This window comes from Nonomuraea typhae, assembly GCF_009760925.1.
Taxonomy (GTDB): Bacteria; Actinomycetota; Actinomycetes; order Streptosporangiales; family Streptosporangiaceae; genus Nonomuraea; species Nonomuraea typhae.
In genome coordinates, this window is the sequence record NZ_VRLV01000003.1 from 200947 (window position 1) to 219357 (window position 18411).

The following is an 18411-nucleotide window of genomic DNA, read 5'->3' on the forward strand; positions in this document are numbered from 1 at the left end:
CCCGAGTTCTGCCGCTGCGTGAGCGGCTCGTTTGCCCCCAACAGCCAGCCGCGGCGGCGCGGCCAGGGCCCCGGTTCAGGTGTCGGAGTGCACCGGCCGGGGTCCTGGCGTCACCGGCGTGGCTCAGGACGCGAGCCAGCCGGGGATGATCATTCCGGCCTCGTAGGCGAGCACCACGATCTGCGCCCGGTCGCGGACCGACAGTTTGGTCATGATGCGGCTGACGTGGGTCTTCGCGGTGGCGGGGCTGAGCACGAGACGCTCGGCGATCTCGTTGTTCGACAGGCCCGCCGCCACCAGTGTCATGACCTCGCGCTCGCGTTCGGTGAGCGCGTTGAGCTCGGGCCCGGGCTCGGGGCGCTTGACCCGGTCGGCGAACTCGGCGATCAGCCGCCGCGTGATCGACGGCGAGATGAGGGCGTCGCCCCTGGCCACGACCCGGACCGCGTGGATCAGCTCGGCCGGCTCGGTGTCCTTGACCAGGAAGCCGCTGGCGCCCGCCCGCAGCGCGCCGTACACGTAGTCGTCCAGGTCGAACGTGGTCAGGATGATCACCTTCACGCCGTTCAGCCCGGAGTCGTCGGCGATCTTGCGGGTGGCCTCCAGGCCGTCGAGCTTGGGCATGCGGATGTCCATCAGCACCACGTCGGGGCGGTGTTCGTGGGCCGCGGCGATGGCCGCGGCGCCATCGGGGGCCTCGGCGACGACCTCGATGTCATCCTCGTCGGTGAGGATGGACCGGAACCCGGCACGCACGAGAGTCTGGTCGTCGGCGAGCACTACGCGGATCATGAAGCCCCGTTCAATGGCAGGTGGACGACGACGCGGAAACCGCCTTCGGGGCGCGGGCCCGCCTCCAGGCTGCCGCCGAGCGCTGCGGCGCGCTCGCGCATGCCCTGCAGGCCGAAGCCGGTGCCCCCGTCGAAGGTGGCGCCCGGACCATCATCCTCCACGCGGATCATGATATTTCCGGACGTGTTACTGATGGTTAATGTTGCCTGATTTGTTCCTGAATGGCGGGAAACATTCGTCAGCGCCTCCCTGATGATGCGGCTGGCGGCCACGTCCGCCTCGGCCGGCACGGTGTCCAGCGGGCCGGACAGCTCCGTGGTCACCTCCAGGCCGGAGGCCGCGACCAGGGCGTCTACCCGGGCCAGGCTGTCGGCGGGCGCGGTCGGCGCGTCCTCGTCCACCTGCCGCAGCACTCCGAGCGTGATCCGCAGCCCGCGCAGCGTCTCCTTGCTGGCGTCCTTGATCGTGCGTAACGCCTGCTCGGCGTCCTCGGGCCGTTTCTTCAGCCCGTGCAAGGCGGCGGCCGCCTGCACATTGATCATGGAGATGTTGTGCCCGAGCACGTCGTGCAGTTCCCGGGCGATGCGCAGCCGCTCCTCGCTCGCGCGCCGCCTGGCCTCCTCTTCCTTGCTGTGCTCGGCCTCAAGGGCACGCCGCTCCGCCTCCTCCAGGTACGCCCTGCGGTTGCGGGTGACCCCGCCGAACGCGATGGACGCTACCACCCATCCGGCGATCGCGACGAACAGGGTGTCGTCCACATGTCCGACACCACGGGCCTCGCCGTACCCCATGGCCAGCATCAGGGTCGACCCCATGGCGACGGCCGCGATGAGCCGGCCCTGGTCGGCGGCGGTGAAGAGCACGATGAAGACGAGGATGGCGATCGGGCCGTCGAACCGCGACTCCGGATAGTAGACGGCGACGGAGACGCCCACGATGATCAGTGCCGCGACCGGGTAGCTGCGCCGCGCCAGCGTCCCCGCGGACGCCGTGACCAGCAGCACGAGGTCGAGCGCGTTGGCATCGCGGACGTCTTCGACCAAAAAGGTGCCCAGCGTGCCGAGCAATATGCTGGCGATCGCCACGAGCGACATGAGCGTGTGGGCGGACGGCCTTCGCATGCTCCCATTCTGGACGGGTATTGCGGATAAATGCCTACTATGTGGATGCGGAGTTCAGATCTTCAGGGCGCTCAGCGGGACTGCCCGGCGGTGAGCTCGGCCGCCCGCGCACGAGCCCAGGCGTCGGCCGCGAGCACCTCCTCCACGGACTCGGCGGCGGTGACCCGGTGCTCCTCCACCACCGTCGCCACCGTGTCCACGATCGCCGGGAACGGCAGGCCGCCCCGCAGGAACGCCTCCACGCACACCTCGTTGGCCGCGTTGTAGACGGCCGGCGCGGTGCCGCCCTCGGTACCGACGTGCCGGGCCAGGGCGACCGCGGGGAACGCCACGTCGTCCAGCGGCTCGAACGTCCACGTGTGCGCCTTGGCCCAGTCGATGGGCCGGGCCGCGTCGGGCACGCGGCGCGGATGGCCGAGGGCGAGCGCGATCGGCAGCCGCATGTCGGGCGGGCTGGCCTGGCACATGGTCGAGCCGTCGACGTACTCGACCATGGAGTGGATGATCGACTGCGGGTGGACCACCACCTCGATGCGGTCGAAGTCCAGGTCGAACAGCAGGTGCGCCTCGATCACCTCCAGGCCCTTGTTCACCAGGGTCGCGGAGTTGATGGTGATCACCGGTCCCATGGACCAGGTGGGGTGGGCCAGGGCCATCTCAGGGGTGACGCCGCTCATCTCGTCCCGGCGCAGACCCCGGAACGGCCCGCCGCTGGCGGTCACCACGAGCTGCCGGACGCTGCCCGGATCGTACGCCTCCGGCCCCGAGGCCCACAGGCATTGCTGCAGCGCCGAGTGCTCGGAGTCGACCGGCAGGATCTGCCCGGGCGCGGCCAGCCGCTTCACCAGCGGCCCGCCGATGATCAGGGACTCCTTGTTGGCCAGGGCCAGCGTCCTGCCCGCCTCCAGCGCCACCAGCGTGGAGGTCAGCCCGAGCGCGCCGGTGATGCCGTTGAGCACGGTGTCGCACTGCCAGGCCGCCACCTCCGCGACTCCTTCGGGGCCGCCCAGCACGACGGGCTCGGCGCCGTGCCCGGCCAGCGCCTCCTTCAGCGCGGGCACCGCCGCCGCGTCGGCCACGGCCACCGCCTCGACCCCGAACTCGGCGGCCTGCCGGGCCAGCAGCCCGACCCGGCCGCCTCCCGCCGCCAGCGCGGCGACCTTGAAGCCGCCGGGATTGGCCCCGATGACGTCGAGGGCCTGGGTGCCGATCGAGCCGGTGGAGCCGAGGAGGACGACGGAGCGGATGGTCTCTGCATACACCCGTCCACTGTTCTCGCCGGCTCTCGAGTTCGGCTCGAATGCCGCTCGAGTTGCGGCGCCGCCGGCCGGGGTCGCGCGAGCGGCCCTTTCCCCTGAGCTCGGTCAGCTGTTCGCGCGGATGGTCTGGTCGATCCAGCCGCGGTAGGCGGTCACGTTGGTGTAGAGGCCCGGACCCTCGGCGCAGGAGGGGCTCGGGGCGCCGGGGCCGGAGGTGACGCCGATGAGCTCCCACCGGCCGCCGCGGCCGCGCCGGATCTGCGGGCCGCCGGAGTCGCCGTTGCACGCCATGGCCTTGGGCTTGCGGCTGATCGTACACAGGCGGGCGTCGGAGGCGTAGCCGGGCCCGCATTCGGCGGCCGCGCCGCGGCGGGTCTCGAGCTGGCGCAGCGTCGGGGACATCTTCCACTCGCCCGGGTTCTTGCTGAACCTGGTGATGCCGAAGCCCATGATGCGGGTGGGCGTGCCGGGCCCGCCGGCCTGCGGGGCGATCGGGATGGGCTTGACGGAGACGGGCTTGTCCAGGCGGATCAGCGCGAGGTCGGCGGTGTTGTACGGGGCCTTGGCCGTGGCCTGGGCATAGCCGGGATGGGCGATCGCCTGGGCGATCTTGCGGACGGTGCCGCCGGAGGTGCGCCGGTCGCTGCCGATGCGGACGGTGCCCTTCACGATCGAGCCGATCTCCATGTCGAGGCAGTGCGCGGCCGTGACCACCCACTGCGGGTTGATCAGCGCGGCGCCGCAGTTGCCGTCCTTCAGGCCCTTGGCGGGCGCCGCGATGGGGATGGAGGCCATGAAGCCGTAGGACTCGGCCGGCTTGGCGCCGTTGACGATCGCTCCGGCGCTGCCGGCCGTCGCCGCGAGGCAGACCGCGCCGGCCAGGGCGGCGACGGCGGAACGGGAGGCGGCGCGGCGGAGCGACTTCTTGCTGAACACGGAGAAGGAACCCTTCAGTGGAAGATTGGGATGTTGTAACGCTAGATGTCCGTGTTCGGCGGGGGGATCATGTCAGCACGTCAACCCGGGGTAGGGACAGCCCCACCCGAGTTCGCTTGACTTCAAGCGGGCTTGAAGTCGCAGGATCTCGGACGTGAACAAGAACCAGACGGCACGCCGTACCAGCGAAGACACCGACGCGCTCATCGCCCTGCTCGATCTCGCGGACGACATCCCCGGAGCGGCCGGGCTGCGCGCGCGTTCCTACGAGTTGCTCGGGCTCGCGCACGGCGCCGCGGTGGTCGACGTCGGGTGCGGGTCCGGCCGGGCGGTCGCGGAGATGGCGGAGCGGGGCGCGCGGGCGGTCGGCATCGATCCCGACGAGCGGATGGTCACCGTGGCGGGCGGGCGCTGGCCGGCCGCGGACTTCCGCGTGGCCGACGCCTACGATCTGCCCTTCGCCGACGGCGCGTTGCACGGCTATCGGGCCGAGAAGGTGTATCACATCCTGGACGACGCGGCCCGCGCGGTCACCGAGGCGCGACGCGTGCTCGCCCCCGGCGGGCGCATCGTGCTGATCGGGCAGGACTGGGACACCTTCGTCATCGACGCCGGCGACGCCGCGCTCACCCGCACCATCGTGCACGCCCGCGCCGACCTGGTCACCGGCCCGCGCGTCGTGCGCCGCAGCCGCAACCTCCTCCTCGAGGCGGGGTTCGCCGACGTCACCGTCGAGGCCCACACCCGGATCTTCACCGACGCGACGATGGTGCCCGTGCTGGCCGAACTCGCCGGAAGGGCACGCTCGGCCGGGGCGATCAGCGACGCGCAGGCCGAATCCTGGCTCGCCGAGCAGCGCGAACGGGGACAACGCGGGCAGTTGTTCCTCGCCCTCCCCCTGTTCGTGACCGCGGCCACGCGCCGTTGACCGCCGGCCCCGCGCCTCGCCCTGTCATCGGGCCGGCGCGCTGGGCTCCAGTGCCCGCGGCGATGAGGCGGGCGCACGGCGCGAGAGCAGGTATCCCGTCAGCGCGGCGAGCAGTCCGGCCAGACCGGCCGCCGCGAAGCCGCCCGCCGGTCCCGACACGTCGATCGCCACGCCCACGACCGGGGCGCCGAGCGCGAACCCCGCGCTCTGCGCCGAGGACTGCAGGCCGGTCGCCTCACCTCTGACGCCGGCCGGCGCCAGGCGGCTCACCGCGTCGGAGACCGTGGAGAGGGTCGGCGCGGTGAGCAGTCCGGCGCCGATGACGGCCACGCTCAGCCATGGCCAGTCATGGGCGAGCCCGGCCGGAATCGTCACCAGCCCGAGCAGTCCGAGCAGCAGCCATGTGGCCATCGGCCGCGACAGCGTTCCGTACACCAGGCCGCCCGCGACGGACGTCACCCCGAACACCGCGACGACCACGGCCGCCCACGAGACCTGACCGGCCTCTTCGAGGGTGGCGATGATGGCCAGATCGACGCCGCTCAGCAGCATCGCGACGCCGAATCCCATCGTGAGGACGGCGATCATGCGCGTGCCCAGCCACTCGCGGCGCCGGGGCCGGTCCGCCGCCTCGCCGGCCACCTCGTCCTCCGCCCGCAGGGGCGGGTTGAGCAGGGCGATCCCCACCCCGCCGAGGACGATCGCGGCCCCCACCCCCCAGGCCACCACGCCGGGCGACGCCTTCGCCGCGAACAGGATCACCACCGCCGGGCCCGCCATGTACGACAGTTCGCCCATCACCGACTCCAGCGCGAACGCCGCCCGCCGCTGCTCCGCCGTCGTCATCGCGGCGATCGCCTGCCTGGTGACCGGCTGGACCGGCACCATCAGCAGACCGGCGACGAAGGAGGCGCCAAGCAAGATCACGTACGGCAGCGCCGGGACGGCCAGCCAGAACACGAACTGCGGCACGATCGTGACCAGGAGCACGGTACGCAGGCCCCGCCGGTCGATCATCCGGCCCAGGAGCGGCCCGCCCAGCGCGACGCCGGCGGTGAGCGCCGCCGCCACGGCCCCGGCCGCCGCGTAGCTCAGGTCGAGGGCGAGCACGACGTACATCGTCAGCGCTATCGCGTCGGCCGTGATCGCGGCACGCGCGAGCAGGGCGATGCTCAGCAGCGGCGTCATCCCCCGCACCGCGAGCACCTGTCGGAATCTGGTCACCGTTTTGACGGTAGATCGCGAACCTTGCCATAGGAAGTGGTTAATTCGTTGTAGCAGATATAATGGATGCTTATGGCGCGTGATCTCGAGACCACCCTGCTGCGCTCGTTCGTCACCGCGGTGCGAGCGGGCAGCATCAGCCGCGCGGCGGCGGCGCTCGGCCAGACCCAGCCCGCGCTCAGCCAGCAGTTGCGCAAGCTGGAGGGCGTCGTGGGCAGTCCCCTGCTGCACCGGGCGCCGTCCGGCGTCTCGCCGACCCGGACCGGCGAGGAACTGCTCCCCTACGCCGAACGCATTCTCGCGCTGTCGGCACAGGCCCTCGCGGAAACGGGACGTGCGCTCACCGGGCACTGCGGCGTGGGACTCCTCGAAGACCTCGCCGTCTCCCGGCTCCCCCAGGCGCTCGCCGACCTCGCGCGGCTGCACCCCGGCGCGACGCTGGAGGTGCTCATCCTCTCCGACGCGGCGATGCGGGACGCCTACGACACGGGCCGGGTCCAGCTCGTGCTCGACGAGGTCCCGGATCTTCCCTGGCCGCCGCGCTGGACGGTGCGCATCCCGCTCGCCTGGGCGGCCGGGCAGGGTGTCGCCGCCGACGCCGATCCGCTGCCGGTGGTGCTGTTCTCGAACACGTGCGCCTGGCGGACGTCGGTGCTGGAGGCGCTGGAGGCCGCCGGGCGCCGCTGGCGGGTGGCGTTCGAAAGCAACAGTCTCGCCGGAGTTCTCGCCGCTCTGCGGGCCGGGCTCGGGGTCGCGGCGCTCATGCCCGCCAACATCGAGCCCGCGATGGCCTGCCACGACGCGTCCGCGCTGCCGGCCCTGCCCGACGTCGAACTCGGCCTGGCCCGCCGTCCGGGCACCGAGGGCGACGCGCTGATCGACGCCGTGGAGACCGCCCTGCGGCGGATGATCTGATCGGTCAGCCGGACAGCAGCGGCAGCGCCGGGAAGACGTGGTCCCGCCACAGCAGCCGCGAGGCATCCTCCGGGTAGGCGGTGACCGCCGGCGGCGTGTCGAAGAGCCGCGTGCGGCGGTGGACGGCGTCGTACGCGGGCCAGCCCGGGTCGCCGTGCGCGGCGAAACCCGTCCACGCCTCGCGGATCCGCGCGGACAGTTCCTCCGCGGCGGGGGAGGCCGGGTCGCCGATCAGCATGGCGGCCTGCCCGCTGCTCAGATTGCCGAAGACGAGCGGCACGTCCAAGCCGTGCCAGGCGCCCAGCCCGGGGACGGACCAGGTCAGCTCGTAGAGGTGAGCCCGCCCGCCGCCGGCGACCTGCGCGGCGGCGAGGTGGAGGCTCGGCATGCGAAACAGCCAGTCCGCGTTGACCAGCTCATACAGTTCCTCCTCCGCCGCGGCCGGAAACGCCTCCCGATAGCGGCGTGCGCCGTCCGGGCCGGGCGCGAGCATGCGCAGGGCCGTCTCGGTCTGCTCGTGCGTGACCTGGCCGAGCACGCCGTCGATCAGGCTGAACAACCGGTGCTCGTCACGCGTGTGCCCGGCGAGCAGCCCGACGTCCCGGGCGGCGCCGCCGGCCAGCGCCCGCCAGGGGGTCGCGGGCAGGACGTCACCGTCGACGACCGGCGCGAACAGGACCGCCCGGTGGGCGATCCGCCCCCAGCGCTCCCTCCACCGAACCGCCTTGGCGTGGACGGCGTCACCCGCGCCGGGCAGCCGGGCCGGGGCCACCGCCGACAAGCCGGACACCGTGGGCCGCACCCCCAGCTCGGCGGCGAAGGCGGCCGCGACGTCGGCGGCCAGCTCGGGCGAGAAGAACGTCCCCGGCACGCTCTGGGCGATCGCCCGGCCGAAGAGCCCGGCGGCGCGCGGCATGGCGAGCAGCGCGGCGACCGACCCGCCGCCGGCCGACTGCCCGAAGACCGTGACCCGGTCCGGATCCCCGCCGAACGCCCGGATGTTGTCCCGCACCCACTCCAAGGCCGCGACCTGGTCGAGCAGTCCACGGTTGGCCGGGGCTCCGTCGATCTGCGCGAACCCCTCGATCCCGAGCCGGTAGTTCAGGGTCACGACCACGGTCCCGCTCCCGGCCAGGCGCCCGCCATCGTATTCCGGGAGGCCGGAGCTCCCCATGGCGTAGCCGCCGCCGGGGATCCACACCATCACCGGGAGCGCTGACGCCGGACCCGGTTCCGGCGTCCAGACGTTGAGCGTCAGCCAGTCGTCACCGGCGCTGTCGCGGGACCCCCCGAGAAGGCCGGACTGCGGGGGCGGCGGGCCGTACGCGAGCGCCGGGCGCACCCCCTCCCAGCCGCGCACCGGGTACGGCGCGGCGAACCGGAGGGCGCCGACCGGCGGCTCGGCGAACGGGATGCCGCGGAAGACCGCCACGCCGGCCTCCCGGCCGCCGCGCAGGATGCCGGCCGTCGTGCCGACCTCCGGCTCGGGCTCGGGCGGCTTGCTGGATGCGGTGACGGCCACGGTCTCGTTTCCTCTCCGTTCCGGCTCAGCCGAGCGTCCCAGCGCGCGCCGTCCGCGGGCAAACCATTTAAGGGTGCCAGGCGGGCAGCCGGCCGGGGTCGCGCTGGGCGATGTGCGCCTGGAGGGTGCCGTGCGGGAACTGGTAGCCGCCGCCTTGACGGTGGAGGAGGGCGCGTTCGTCGGCGTGTGCGAGGAAGCCGATGAGGTTCCGGGGCAGAAGCCCGGCGTGCCAGGCGGTCCAGCGGGTGACGTGGTGGCTCAGCCAGGTGCCGCCGCCGGTGAACCAGAAGGTCAGAAGCCCGGACAGGACGGCGGGGCCGGGCAGGATGAACTGTACGTAGTCCACGACCGACCGCCGTGCCAGGAAGGCGGCCAGGAGGCTGAGGGCGCTGGACACGATCATGGGCCCCGCCGCGGCGCGCAGGGAGGCGGTCAGCGCCCGGGCCGGGGCGGGAGGGGGCAGGTTCCGGTCGGGGGTCATGCCGAAGCCCAGGGTGAAGGTCAGGAAGAAGGTCAGTCCCACGATCAGGCCGAAGATGGGGCCTTTGTCGGGGCCCATGAAGGTGCTGACGGCGACGACGAACAGCAGCCAGTGGATCGTGCCATACGCGACGCCTGCGGCGAAGGCGAGGGCCAGCCGCCGGGGCGACCAGTGCCAGCGGGCAGCCGGCTGATCGGTGTCGATGTCCACGAGCCCGAAGGCGATGCCGACGATCAGGCCGCCGCCCAGGCCGACGATGAGGCCGTAGCCGAATCCGCTGAGCAGGTCGTACACCCATCCGCGGTGGCCGAGGACGATCCGGGCCGCCGCGTGGCTGACGCCGACGGCCAGCGCGATGGCCATGGCGATGTCCAGTCCCCACATCATCCGGGGCCAGGACCAGGTCCAGCGGGTGCCCGCCGCGCGGACCAGCATCGCGGCGAGCAGGAGCACCAGGGCGACCGAGGCGGCGCTGGTCGCCCCGTAGACCAGGCCGCCGGACAGCCCGGTCGCCAGGCCGCTCTCGCTTCCCTCGACGGCTCCCACGCGCATGCCCTTGTGCAGGCCGCCCGCCCCGAAGAGCACCGCGAAGTAGACCAGGGCGCGCACCGCCGGTCCGGGCGTGGGGAGCATGGTCGTGACGACGACCGCCAGGCATACGGTGACCGCCACCAGCGGAGCGAAGGCCAGGCTCGTGGCCAGGTTCGGGTCGGGTTCCGGCACGGTGACCCCGAGTAGTGCCTGCAGGCCGTAGACGACTCCGGTGATCAGCGCGGCAGCCGTACCGTAGGTGAGCGCCGCCGCGAGGCGACGCCAGCCGCCGCGGCCGGTGACCAGGCGCAGGCCGGCGCGGGCGGGAAGCGGCCAGGGCGGGGCCGAGCCCGGCAGCCAGGTGGGGGTGAACCAGTCGGGATAGAAGATCGTTTCCTCGTGGCGGGTCATCAGCCGGGCGAGCCAGACGAGCGACCGGTGGGTGTGCGCGGGGTCGCTCCGGTGGGGCGCCGCCGGCCGGCCGGGGCCGGGCGCCTGGTCGCGGGCGCGGTCACGGGCGAGCATCCGGGCCAGGTAGCCGTCGTTGAGGCTGCTGCGGTACTGCTCGACGCCGCCGCCGGTGGCGACGGGGTGGTGGTCCCCGTAGGTGAACACCGCCAGTCCGAGTGCCAGCGGGGTCGTCAGGAGTTCGGCCAGGACGGGGTCGCGGTTCAGGGCGGCGCGCAGCCCGGCGGCGGTCCTGGCGAGGTAGTCGTCCACCTGCCGGGCGGTCAGGGGCAGCAGCACGAGTGCGCCGCCGAGGGCCAGGCGGGTGCCGAGCGTGCGGTAGTCCGCGATCCTGGCGGTGACCACCAACCCGCAGAGGGCTCCCTCGCGGGAGGCGCGAAAGTCGTTGACGGCCTGGATGCACGCCTGCCGTTTGGGTTCGGGGACCTCGTCCAGCCCGTCGAGGAGCAAGATCAATCTGTCGTCGGCCAGCCAGGTCCTGGCCTGTTCGGCGCCGAGCGCGTAGTGCTCCTTCAGCTCGGCGACGATCCACGCGCCGAAGTCGCCGCTGCGCTCGCTCCAGCGGGACAGTAAGAACATCACCGGCACGGCCGCCCCGGCGTCGGCGTCGGCCACGTCGAGCAGGTCGCGGGCCAGTTCGAGCAGCAGCGTCGTCTTGCCCGACCCGGCCGCACCCAGGATGAGCAGCCGGCGGTTGAACCGGGCCCTGAACAGCTCGAGGGGGCTGGCGGTCGCGGGCAGGGGCTGCGGGGTGGCGAGCGGGCCCGGCGGCAGCGGGCTGAAGCTGTCGCTGACCGCGTCGGGCTGCTCGGCCAGGCTCACCTCGATGCGGTCGGCGGGGCCGCGCTCCAGCCCCTGGTGAATCCATCGCCGGCGCATCTCGGCGATGAGTTCGTCGCGGACGGGATCGCCGGGGCCGGTCGCCTCCGGCCCGTCCGGTCGCGGGCGCGGGCGGTCGAGGTCGAGGGTCTCGTCGCTTTGCAGGATGCGGCGTTCCAGCTCCTGCAGGGTGGGATCGGGGTAGAGCCCCTCCTCGTGGAGCCGGCGCTTGAGCTCGCGGTAGACGCTCAGCGCGTGACTTTGGCGCCGGCACCGGTACAGCGCGAGCATCAGCTGGCCGATCAGGCGTTCCGTGGCCGGATGCTCGCGGACCAGATCCGTCAGCTCGGGCACGAGCCGGCTGTGGCGGCCCAGCCGGAGATCGACCTCGATCCGCTCCTGGAGGACGACCAGCCGCTGCTCGGCCAGCCTGGCGCGCACCCCCTCGGCCCACTCCCCCTCGATGCCGGCCAGTGCCCCGCCCCGCCACAGGTCCAGAGCGCCGGCGAACAGCTCGGCGGCCGCGGGATCGTCATCGTCCTTGACCGCGCCCCTGGCCTCGTCGGCCAGGACGTGGAACTGCACGACGTCCACACGCTCGGGGGCGATCTCCAGCACGTAGCCGCCGTCGCGGTTGACGAGAGCGACGTCGCCCAGCCCTCGCAGGGTACGGCGGAGCCGCGCGATGTAGGTGTGCAGCCCCTGCCGCGCCCTGGCCGGTGGCGCGTCTCCCCAGACGCGGAAGATGAGCATGTCCGCCGACACCAGGGCGCCGGGGTCCTCGGCGAGGACGGCGAGGACACAGCGCTGCCGGGCGGCCCCCACGTCCAGCGGCCCGTCGGGACCGTGCACCTGCACCGGCCCGAGTAACCGGATCTCTGCGTGCGGGATTTGCCTCATGTGCCCTATCACTACACCCCCGCGAAGCTGAGGGCAGCCGTTCGGCTCCAACGGCGGCCAACGGTTCGGTATACCCATCTGACCTGCGAAGCAAGGATTAAGCAAGCAATCTTCCCGCCACGGTGAGCATCCTTGGCAGCGCGGCCGGGGGTGTGATCGGTCCGGACGCCGTTTGCAGCCGTGGTGAGGAGAGGTGCGTGGAGGGGACGCAGGTGAACGTCGGCGGCGACCTCAGCGGGATAGCCGTCGTCGGCGACAACAACTTCATCAGGTACTACGTCGGCAGCCCGTCCGCCCTGGCGGATGAAGGCGAGCCGCCGAAGGTCGTCCTGCGCGAGCGGCCCGATCCGCGCTGGCGGCCGATGCCCGCCGCGGGCCTGGTCGGCCGCGAGGTGGAGCTGGGCATCGTGCGGCGCTGGCTGCGTGAGCCCGCCGCCTCGGTGCAGGTGTACGGCGTGCCGGGCGTCGGCAAGTCGGCACTGCTGAGCAAGATCGCCACCGACTGGCAGGATGCCGGGGAGCCGGTGGTGTACGTGCAGGACGCCAGCGAATCAGTCGACGACCTGCTTCAGCGGCTCTTCACGATTTTCTACGATAATCCGGACTATCAGCCGACTCGTGAGCGGTTGCGGCAGTTCATGGGGGCGGTGCGGGCTCTCATCGTGATCGACGGCTTCGAAGGCCCGGCCGAGCACCTGGCCGCATTGATCAGCGCCACCCCCGCAGCCACCCTGCTGGTCGGCTCTACCAGCAGGAGCATGCCTTCCGGCGGGTACGCGCTGGAGTTGCGCGGGCTCCCCGAGGACGCGGCGGCGGCGTTCCTCACCGGTCAGCTCGCGGCCCTCCAGCCCGGCCGTCCGGGCGCCGCCCCCGGCCCGGTCCCGAGCGAGACCCTGAGCGGGATCCCGAACGAGACCCAGAGCGAGATTCCGAGCGGGGTTCCGGGCGGGGCTCCGGGCGAGGGCTTGAGCGGGGCTCCGGGCGGGGCTCCATGCGGCCGGGTTCCGGGCGAGGGCTTGAGCGAGCAGGAGCATGCGGCGGTGCATGAGCTCTGCCGGCTCACCGGCGGCCACCCCCGCGCCCTGCTGCAGGCCGCCGTCGCGATGTCCCGCACCGGCATCCTGGCCGTGGCGACCGCCCCCCAGACGATCGCCGACGGCTTGGTGGCCGCGCTCGACACCCGGGCACGGTCGATCTGGCAGGTGCTCACCGCGATGCCGGGCACCTGGTTCTCCCCCGCCGTCGTGGCCGTCTTGGCGCAGGCGGAGCACGTCGACGCCGCCGTCGCGGGCCTGCGCGGGTCGGCGCTGGCCGACGTCTCGGCGGGCGGCCGGCTCCGGGCGGCCGGGACCCCGCCCGTCCCGGTGGGCGCCCCGGCCGCGACCGGGTACGCGATCCAGCTGACCGAGTGGGTGAAGAGCGCCAGGCGGGACCAGATCGCCGAGAACGCCACGGCGATCGTGGCCGTGCTCCGGCTGGCCCTCGACCGCGGCACCGCGGAGGCGGCCTGCGTCCTGGCGCGGACGGCGGCCCCGTTCCTGGGACGCTCGCTGCGCTGGGGATCGTGGCGTCAGGTCCTGGCCCTGGGGCTGGAGGCGGCGACGCGCGCGGGCCGCCGGGATGACCTCGCCTACTTCGAGCAGGAGGAGCGGACCCGCAAGAGGGCGCTGGGCCTGCTGCTCGGTGTGCAGGCCGGAGCGGTGGGGGCGGGCGTCCTCCTGAACACGTCCCCCGCGCCGGGCAAGGGCGTCTCCGCGCTGGGCACGGCCCAGGGCGCGGTGATCGCCACGGTGACGGCCACGGTGATCATCTCCACCGCCGTGCTGGGCATGCGGATGGCGGACGCCGGGCCCGATGCCCGGCCTCAGGAGATCTCGCAGGTGGGCGCCCAGCCACCCGTGTCCCACAGCCGGCCACCCACGTCCCGCAGCCGGCCATCCGTGCCGCCCGGCCAGCCCTTCCGGCCAGGCAGCCCTCCCCCGGCGGCCCCCTACAACCCCCCGAAACATCAGGTCCCGCCCGGCCCCGACCGCCCCACGGACCGTCGCAGTCAGCAGCTCCCCGTAGACGTGGGGCCCGTCCGGCTGGTCATCTCACCGTCGTCCCCGTACGTCGGAGACGGCGGCACCGCCCGGGCATCGGGATTCGCGCCCCGGGAGGACGTCGTGTTCTCCTGGACCAGCCCCTCCACCGGCGAAGGAGGCCGGCTCGGCACCGCCCCGGCCACCGGTCGTGGCGTCGCCGAGCTGACGGACGCGATCCCCGGCGATCTGCCGGCCGGGGCCTACACCGTCACCGCCACCGGCAGCACCTCGGGACGCAGCGCCGACGCGCGCCTCGACCTCAGGGACAAGCCGGCGCGCCCGCTCGAGCTGACCCTTTCCGAATCGGCGGTGACCACCGGAAGCCAGGTCCAGATCCGGGCGATCGGCTCCGGCTTCGACGAGGACGAGCAGGTGACCTTCACCCTCGGCGGCACCGCCCTCGGCACCGGCACCGCCCTGCGCGACGGCCGGGCCGTACTCGACTTCCAGATCCCCGCCGCTCTGACCCCCGGCTCCCACACCGTCACGGCCACCGGCGCCGGCGGCCGTCGCGCGGACGCCCGCCTGCGGGTGGAGGCCGCGAACATCGTGCTGACCCTGCCCGCGTCGAACGTGACCGCAGGAGACACGGTCCGGGCGATCGGCTCCGGCTTCGACGAGGGCGAGCAGGTGACCTTCAGCCGCGGTGGCGCCACCCTCGGCGCGAGCACCGCCCTGCGCGACGGCCGGGCCGTACTCGACTTCCAGATCTCCGCCCCCGGCACCCACGCCATCACGGTCACGGGCCGCACGCCCCAGCGCAGCGACCGGAAGCAGCTGCGGGTGGACCCGCCACCGCCCCGGATCGGCGGAGACTGGGGCGGCTACCTGCGCATCCGGTCCCTGTCGTCCGGCTACGAAGGCGAGCGCTACGGGCCCGACTTCCTCGAGCCCCGTTCGGGGTGCACCTTCCCCCACGGCGGGATCGAGCTGCGCATCGCCGGGCAGGGCCCCACCTATAGCGGACAAGTGCTCTGGGTGAAGGGCGACCGCGCGGGCACCTGCGAGTTCGCCTGGACGCCGGCCACCTTCACGCTCAACGGGCGCAGCGACCGGCTGCGCATCTGCTCGACCAGCCCGTTCAATGCGGCCAACACCAAGTGCGACACCTACCGCAGGGATCCGTCCTAGCCCGCGCTCGTCTCCCCGGGGAATCTCATGCCTTTGTTCCGCAGGTTACGCCCTGCTGTCGTCGTCCTGTCCGCGCTGGTGCTGGTGGTGTCGCTGCTGACGCCGGCCCATGCCTGGACCGATTTCGTCCTTCCGGCGACAGGGGCCGAGAACAACACGCTCGTCTCCGTCGCCCGCAAGCCCGGCAACCTCGACGTCTTCTGGATCCGCGCCGACGGAGCCGTCATGACCACGGTGTGGAGCGACTCCTGGCCCGCGTGGGAGACGCGGATGGTCGCTCCCGCCGGGTCGGCTCAGGCCGGCTCGTTCTCCGGCGGGCTGGCCGCGGTCGCCCGCAATCCCGACCACCTGGACGTGTTCTGGATCCGGCCCGACTCGGGCGTCAGCACCTCGTGGTGGGACACGGCCACCCCCCAATGGGCGCTCCCGCGGTCGATCTCGCCGTCGAGAAGCGCCATGTACGGAACCCTCGCCGTCGCCGCCCGCAACCCCGACCAGCTCGACGTCTTCTGGATCACCCCCGGTCAGGCGATCGGCACCACCGCGTGGAACCCGGCCCACGACTGGCGCCAGTACTGGACGATCACCCCGAACGCCTCCGTGCACGCCCTCGGCGGCGCCCTGTCGGTGGTCTCACGCGCCCGTGACCACCTCGACCTGTTCTGGATCCGGCCTGACGGCGGTGTGTCCACCACGTGGTGGCACGCTCAAGCGAACTGGCCGTCACGTTCGATCGCGCCCGCGGGCCACGTGAAGATCGGGAGCAGCAGGGCACCGCTCCGATCCGCCCTCACCGCGATCAGCCGCCGCCCCGACCACCTCGACGTCTTCTGGATCGGCCCCGACGGCGGCATCGGCACCACCGCGTGGAACCCGCACGCCAACTGGCCCGCCCCCTGGCCGATCGCCTGGCCAGGCGCGGCCGCCCCCGGCGGCCTGTCCGCCACGAGCCGCTCCCCCGGCCAGATCGACCTCGTCTGGATCGCCCCCGACGGCCGCGTCCAGCATCTGTCCTACGACGAGCGGCTGCCCGGCGCGTGGACCCGGCTCACCGCCGCCTCCGCCCAGCGGGCGACGCCCGGCCCGATCAGCCTCGTCGGCCGCCGCCCCGACCACCTGGACGCCTTCTACGTCCGCCCCGACCGCAGCGTCGGCTCGGCCTGGTGGCACACCGAGCGGGTCCGCGTCCATCTCAAGCTCGTCAACCTGCCCCACCACGACATGGCCCCGATCACCAACGCGCTGAACGACGCCCGCACCGTCTTCGCGACCGCCGAGCTCGGCGTGGAACTGGGCTCCGTCGAACGCATCCAGGTCACCGGCATGGACGACGTCGACGTCCGCCCCTGCCTGGCGCGGCCCGACAACCACCAGGTCTCCACCGAGCAGGCCACCCTGGCATCCTATCGCGCCAACGCCTCGGCCACCGACGTCGTCCTGTACGTGGTCGGCTCCATCACCCCGGCGGGCGTGGCCGGCTGCGGCAGCTACCCGGTCGGCAAGCCCAACGCCGTCATCCGGTACGACGCCAACCGCTGGACCCTCGCCCACGAACTGGGGCACGTCATAGCGCTGAGCCACGTGCCCTGTGGCGTCCCGCCGTGCAACCAGTACTTCAACCGGCTCATGTGGGACAACTTCGGGTTCCTCACCAAGCCGGTCCCCGAACTCGTCGCGGACGAGAAGACCCTTCTCTACGAGAGCCCCATGACGTTCTTCTAGGCTCGCTCGGCTCCGCCGGATCTGCCGGGCTCACTTGCCGGGCCGGCGGATTCGCCGAAGACGTCGTCGGTGAGGAAGGCGTTGACCGCTCGGACGAAGTGGCGGGGTTTGAACATGTGGATCACGTGGTTGGCATGGATCCTCTGATATCGGGCGTGCGGTACGAGCTGCCTGATCCGGTGGGCGTCCTCGTCGTCCATCGCGCCGATCAGGCCGTGGCCCGGCAGGCGCCGCCAGTCGCCGTGCAGGACCAGCAGCGGGCACGACACGCGGGCGAGCGCGCCGGCGTGATCGAGGCCCTCGTAGAACCGGCCGTCGACGAAGGCCCGGGCGAAGTCCGGGTCGTACATCGACAGGCACTTGAGCAGCAGGCGGAGCCTGAGGGGAAAGAAGCGGAGGTCCAGCGGACGGCCGGGGTGGCGGGACTGGAACGCCTGGGCGCGACGGGACAGGAAGGAGCCGAACCAGTCCGGGACGCGTTTCTGGCGGGTTTCCGAGACCGGGAGGGTCAAGCCGCGGAAGTAGGCGGCGACATCCCGGTGCTCGGGATCGCCCAGGGTTTCCGCGAGGTGTTTCAGCCCGCCGTACACATAGCGGTCGCGGTCGCGGAAGCGGGGCAGCTCCGCGGAGAACACCGGGGCGTCCTCCAGGATCGCCGCGGCGACCCGGCCGGGGAGGTTGGCCGCGCACCACAGGGCCAGCAGGCCGCCGGAGGAGTTACCGGACAGGACGGCCGGGGAGCCCACGACCTCGGACAGGAAGCGCGTCAGGTCCGCGCCCAGGTGCTGCCAGGAGTACTCTCCGGGGGTCCAGCTCGACTTGCCGTGCCCGCGCACGTCGAGCGCGTAGACGCGCAAGCGCCGCGACAGCGGCGCCAGCACCCGCTGGTAGCTCTCCCAGATGCCCGTCTGCGCCGGCAGCAGGACCAGCGGGGGCCCGTTGTCCGGGCCTACCACGTAGTTGATCCGCACGGTGCCGGTATCGAATCGGCGTTCGCGGAAACCTGCCGCCCGAACGGCCCTGATGCCGATATTTCCGGATAAATCCTCGTACGGGTTGTGATAGGGGTAGGTGCTCATGGACGCCCTTCCTCCGTGAGGCGGGGACCGGTGTCTTCGCGCAGGTCGGCCGAGACGAGGTCGATGAGCTCGCTCAGCGCGCCGGCCAGTGCCGCACGCCCCTCGGCGCTCATGCGTCCCAGGATGGCGGTGAACCTGTCCGCCGCACGCCGGTCCACCGTGGCCAGCATCTGCTCCGCCTCGGCGGTGAGGTGGAGCCGGATCCGCCGGCGATCGCCAGGATCGCTCACCCGGTGCAGGAGCCCGGCGCGGACCAGCCGGTTCACCAGCGCGGACGCGGCCGGAAGCCGTCGTCCGACGATCTCGGCCAGCTCCGACACCGTGGCCCCGTCGCGCCGGCGGACCACGAGCAGGACGCGCAGCTGCGGCAGCGTGAGGTCGAGGTCCAGCCATGCGTCCGAACGCTGCAGGGCCAGCATCCGCAGCCGAGACGCCAGCCGTTCGACGTCGTGATCTCCGTCGGGTGTACGCGCCATGATGCGAATAGTCTACGTCGCGT

Annotated in this window: 13 protein-coding genes; 4 read left to right on the forward strand and 9 right to left on the reverse strand. The window is 72.7% G+C overall.

The window, feature by feature from the left end; all coding sequences use genetic code 11:
• Nucleotides 1-123: 123 nt before the first annotated feature.
• From FVE25_RS13075 to FVE25_RS13090, 4 genes are all read right to left on the reverse strand, one after another.
• A complete protein-coding gene (locus FVE25_RS13075) occupies nt 124-792 on the reverse strand; it encodes a response regulator (protein ID WP_157246804.1) in 669 nt (222 codons plus the stop codon).
• Complete coding sequence (locus tag FVE25_RS13080; RefSeq protein ID WP_157246805.1) at nt 789-1913, reverse strand: sensor histidine kinase; 1125 nt, start codon at nt 1911-1913, stop codon at nt 789-791. Before FVE25_RS13080 ends, FVE25_RS13075 begins: the two co-directional genes overlap by 4 nt.
• 71 nt (nt 1914-1984) lie before the next feature.
• Nucleotides 1985-3175, reverse strand: a complete 1191-nt coding sequence (gene dxr, locus FVE25_RS13085; RefSeq protein ID WP_157246806.1) for a 1-deoxy-D-xylulose-5-phosphate reductoisomerase — start codon at nt 3173-3175, stop codon at nt 1985-1987.
• 102 nt (nt 3176-3277) lie between these two features.
• Nucleotides 3278-4108 (reverse strand): S1 family peptidase, encoded by an 831-nt coding sequence (locus FVE25_RS13090; protein ID WP_157246807.1) that lies wholly within the window; start codon nt 4106-4108, stop codon nt 3278-3280.
• Nucleotides 4109-4262: 154 nt separating this feature from the next.
• On the opposite strand from FVE25_RS13090, the gene FVE25_RS13095 reads away from it, so the two are divergent.
• Nucleotides 4263-5036, forward strand: coding sequence for a methyltransferase domain-containing protein (locus tag FVE25_RS13095; protein ID WP_157246808.1), 774 nt, complete (start codon nt 4263-4265; stop codon nt 5034-5036).
• Between the two features lie 24 nt (nt 5037-5060).
• On the opposite strand, the gene FVE25_RS13100 is transcribed toward FVE25_RS13095, so the two are convergent.
• Nucleotides 5061-6260: an MFS transporter gene (locus FVE25_RS13100; protein ID WP_157246809.1), complete on the reverse strand. Its 1200-nt coding sequence runs from the start codon at nt 6258-6260 to the stop codon at nt 5061-5063.
• A gap of 72 nt (nt 6261-6332) precedes the next feature.
• Here FVE25_RS13100 and FVE25_RS13105 point away from each other — a divergent pair, with 72 nt between their 5' ends.
• Nucleotides 6333-7175, forward strand: a complete 843-nt coding sequence (locus FVE25_RS13105; protein ID WP_181019564.1) for a LysR family transcriptional regulator — start codon at nt 6333-6335, stop codon at nt 7173-7175.
• A gap of 4 nt (nt 7176-7179) precedes the next feature.
• On the opposite strand, the gene FVE25_RS13110 is transcribed toward FVE25_RS13105, so the two are convergent.
• Together FVE25_RS13110 and FVE25_RS13115 are read right to left on the reverse strand one after the other, a co-directional pair.
• Nucleotides 7180-8697 (reverse strand): carboxylesterase/lipase family protein, encoded by a 1518-nt coding sequence (locus tag FVE25_RS13110; RefSeq protein ID WP_157246811.1) that lies wholly within the window; start codon nt 8695-8697, stop codon nt 7180-7182.
• Between the two features lie 67 nt (nt 8698-8764).
• Nucleotides 8765-11896, reverse strand: coding sequence for an AfsR/SARP family transcriptional regulator (locus tag FVE25_RS13115; RefSeq protein WP_181019565.1), 3132 nt, complete (start codon nt 11894-11896; stop codon nt 8765-8767).
• Between the two features lie 197 nt (nt 11897-12093).
• On the opposite strand from FVE25_RS13115, the gene FVE25_RS13120 reads away from it, so the two are divergent.
• Both FVE25_RS13120 and FVE25_RS13125 read left to right on the forward strand, forming a co-directional pair.
• Entirely contained in the window at nt 12094-15111 is a 3018-nt protein-coding gene (locus FVE25_RS13120; RefSeq protein ID WP_157246813.1) for an Ig-like domain-containing protein, read from the forward strand.
• Nucleotides 15112-15138: 27 nt separating this feature from the next.
• Complete coding sequence (locus FVE25_RS13125) at nt 15139-16833, forward strand: hypothetical protein (RefSeq protein WP_181019566.1); 1695 nt, start codon at nt 15139-15141, stop codon at nt 16831-16833.
• Here the strand turns inward: FVE25_RS13125 and FVE25_RS13130 are convergent.
• Nucleotides 16830-17912, reverse strand: a complete 1083-nt coding sequence (locus tag FVE25_RS13130; RefSeq protein WP_157246815.1) for an alpha/beta fold hydrolase — start codon at nt 17910-17912, stop codon at nt 16830-16832. The genes FVE25_RS13125 and FVE25_RS13130 overlap by 4 nt on opposite strands.
• A complete protein-coding gene (locus FVE25_RS13135) occupies nt 17909-18388 on the reverse strand; it encodes a MarR family winged helix-turn-helix transcriptional regulator (RefSeq protein WP_157246816.1) in 480 nt (159 codons plus the stop codon). Before FVE25_RS13135 ends, FVE25_RS13130 begins: the two co-directional genes overlap by 4 nt.
• Between the last annotated feature and the right edge of the window lie 23 nt (nt 18389-18411).

Coding starts and splice junctions, on each gene's coding strand:
- FVE25_RS13115 (WP_181019565.1), bottom strand. CDS start 11,896: ATGAGGCAAATCCCGCACGCAGAGATCCGGTTACTCGGGCCGGTGCAG.
- FVE25_RS13075 (WP_157246804.1), bottom strand. CDS start 792: ATGATCCGCGTAGTGCTCGCCGACGACCAGACTCTCGTGCGTGCCGGG.
- FVE25_RS13080 (WP_157246805.1), bottom strand. CDS start 1,913: ATGCGAAGGCCGTCCGCCCACACGCTCATGTCGCTCGTGGCGATCGCC.
- FVE25_RS13105 (WP_181019564.1), top strand. CDS start 6,333: ATGGCGCGTGATCTCGAGACCACCCTGCTGCGCTCGTTCGTCACCGCG.
- FVE25_RS13135 (WP_157246816.1), bottom strand. CDS start 18,388: ATGGCGCGTACACCCGACGGAGATCACGACGTCGAACGGCTGGCGTCT.
- FVE25_RS13125 (WP_181019566.1), top strand. CDS start 15,139: ATGCCTTTGTTCCGCAGGTTACGCCCTGCTGTCGTCGTCCTGTCCGCG.
- FVE25_RS13130 (WP_157246815.1), bottom strand. CDS start 17,912: ATGAGCACCTACCCCTATCACAACCCGTACGAGGATTTATCCGGAAAT.